This window comes from Streptomyces sp. NPDC006265 (genome assembly GCF_040613555.1).
GTDB lineage: Bacteria > Actinomycetota > Actinomycetes > Streptomycetales > Streptomycetaceae > Streptomyces.
Genome location: NZ_JBEXSH010001339.1, coordinates 1 through 1,628 on the forward strand (window position 1 = coordinate 1; position 1,628 = coordinate 1,628).

The following is a 1,628-nucleotide window of genomic DNA, read 5'->3' on the forward strand; positions in this document are numbered from 1 at the left end:
GCCCGCGGTCTCGATGACCCCGCGCTCGCGCAGGGTGCGGTACGCGGCCGCGACCGTGTTGGGATTCACCCCCAACTGTTCCGCCAACTCCCGCATGGGAGGCAGCAGTTGACCGGGGCGCAGCTCACCGGCCCCCACCGCTCGCTCGATGCTCGCGGAAATGTCCGCTGCGCGACGCCCACTGATCCGATACTCTCCTAGCACAAAGTCAATTATGCACTAGTGCAATGGAGAGCGCCATGCAAGGGACCACGCAGACGCCGTCGCAGCCCGACACCGCCTACACCCCGACCGACCGCACCGTCCCCACCCGCTCCCCGGGCCGGGCCTCGTACCACAGGGACCTGGTGCACGGGATACTCGACGAGGCCTACGTCTGCCATCTCGGGTTCGTCCGCGACGGCGCGCCGGTCGTGCTGCCCACGCTGTACGCCCGGGTCGGCGAGCGGCTGTACGTGCACGGCTCGACGGGCTCGCGTCCGCTGCGGGCGGCCGGTCAGGCCGACCCGGGCCTCGAGGTCTGCCTGACGGTCACCCACGTCGACGGTCTGGTCCTGGCCCGCTCGGCCTTCCACCACTCGATCAACTACCGCTCCGTGGTGGTGCACGGCGTCGCCCACGACGTGACGGACCCCGAGGAGAAGCGGCAGGCCCTGGACGCGCTGGTCGACCACGTCGTGCCCGGCCGCTCCGCGGACTCGCGCCCCGCCAGCAAGAAGGAGCTGGCCGCCACCGCCGTGATCCGCCTGGATCTGGGCGAGGTCTCCGCGAAGCTGCGCACCGGCGGCGTGAACGACGAACCGGAGGACCTCGCCCTCCCCCACTGGGCCGGAGTCGTCCCGGTACGGCGCACCTACGGCACGCCGGACTCCGACCCCGGCCTCGCCCCCGGTACCGAACTGCCCGGCTACCTCGCGGCCCTGTGATGCTGATCCACCCCTGGGACACGCCCCGCGACGACGCCGAATGGCAACGGTGGCTGGCCGGTCACGACTTCGGCCGGCTCGCCGTCAACGGCCTGCCGGGCGAACCACCCCACGTCCAGCCCCTGCACTTCGCCTACGACGCCGGGCGCGGCGAGGTCGTCACCCACCTCGCCCGCCCCAACCCGCTCTGGCCCGCCCTGGAGGCCGACCCGGACGCCCTGCTGAGCGTGGTCGACGACTACGTGTTCGTGCCCGGCCCCTGGCAGGCCGCCCCGGACGTCCCGCCCGAGCACGGCACCCCCACGAGCTTCTACGCGGCCGTACAGCTCCGCTGCCGCGCCCACGTCGTGGACGACCCGGCGGAGAAGGCCACACTCCTCAACCGCCAGGTCGACCACTTCCAGCCGCGGGGCGGCTCCGCACGGGCGGCGGCGGACGAGGCCCCGTACGGCAGGATGCTCGCCGGCATCCGCGGCCTGCGCCTCGAAGTGACGGACGTGCGCGCCAAGTTCAAGTACGCGAACCACAGGCCCGCCGAGGTCCGGGACCGTATCGCCGCAGGCCTCGCGGCCCGCGGCGGTCCGGGCGATTCCAGGGCACGCGAGCACCTCCTGCGCAGGCGGGAGGCCTAGGTCGTGCCAGGCGTCGCGGCGGGTGCAGTAGATGTGCGCGTCGTCCTGGGTGAAGCCGCGGGCACGGGTC

The 1,628-nt window shown here is 72.9% G+C and carries 3 protein-coding genes; 2 read left to right on the forward strand and 1 reads right to left on the reverse strand.

The features are described from left to right. Nucleotides 1-204 (reverse strand): GntR family transcriptional regulator (locus tag ABZ281_RS48620; RefSeq protein ID WP_356665175.1); only part of this gene is annotated, 204 nt, incomplete at its 3' end. 35 nt (nucleotides 205-239) lie between these two features. Between ABZ281_RS48620 and ABZ281_RS48625 the strand changes: the two genes are divergently transcribed. Next, complete coding sequence (locus tag ABZ281_RS48625) at nucleotides 240-926, forward strand: pyridoxamine 5'-phosphate oxidase family protein (protein WP_356665177.1); 687 nt, start codon at nucleotides 240-242, stop codon at nucleotides 924-926. After that, entirely contained in the window at nucleotides 926-1,558 is a 633-nt protein-coding gene (locus ABZ281_RS48630; RefSeq protein ID WP_356665179.1) for an FMN-binding negative transcriptional regulator, read from the forward strand. Before ABZ281_RS48625 ends, ABZ281_RS48630 begins: the two co-directional genes overlap by 1 nt. The last annotated feature ends 70 nt before the right edge of the window (nucleotides 1,559-1,628 follow it).

Excerpts from the sequence above, each read along its gene's own strand:
- ABZ281_RS48625 (WP_356665177.1), top strand. The coding sequence starts at position 240 with ATGCAAGGGACCACGCAGACGCCGTCGCAGCCCGACACCGCCTACACC.
- ABZ281_RS48630 (WP_356665179.1), top strand. The coding sequence starts at position 926 with ATGCTGATCCACCCCTGGGACACGCCCCGCGACGACGCCGAATGGCAA.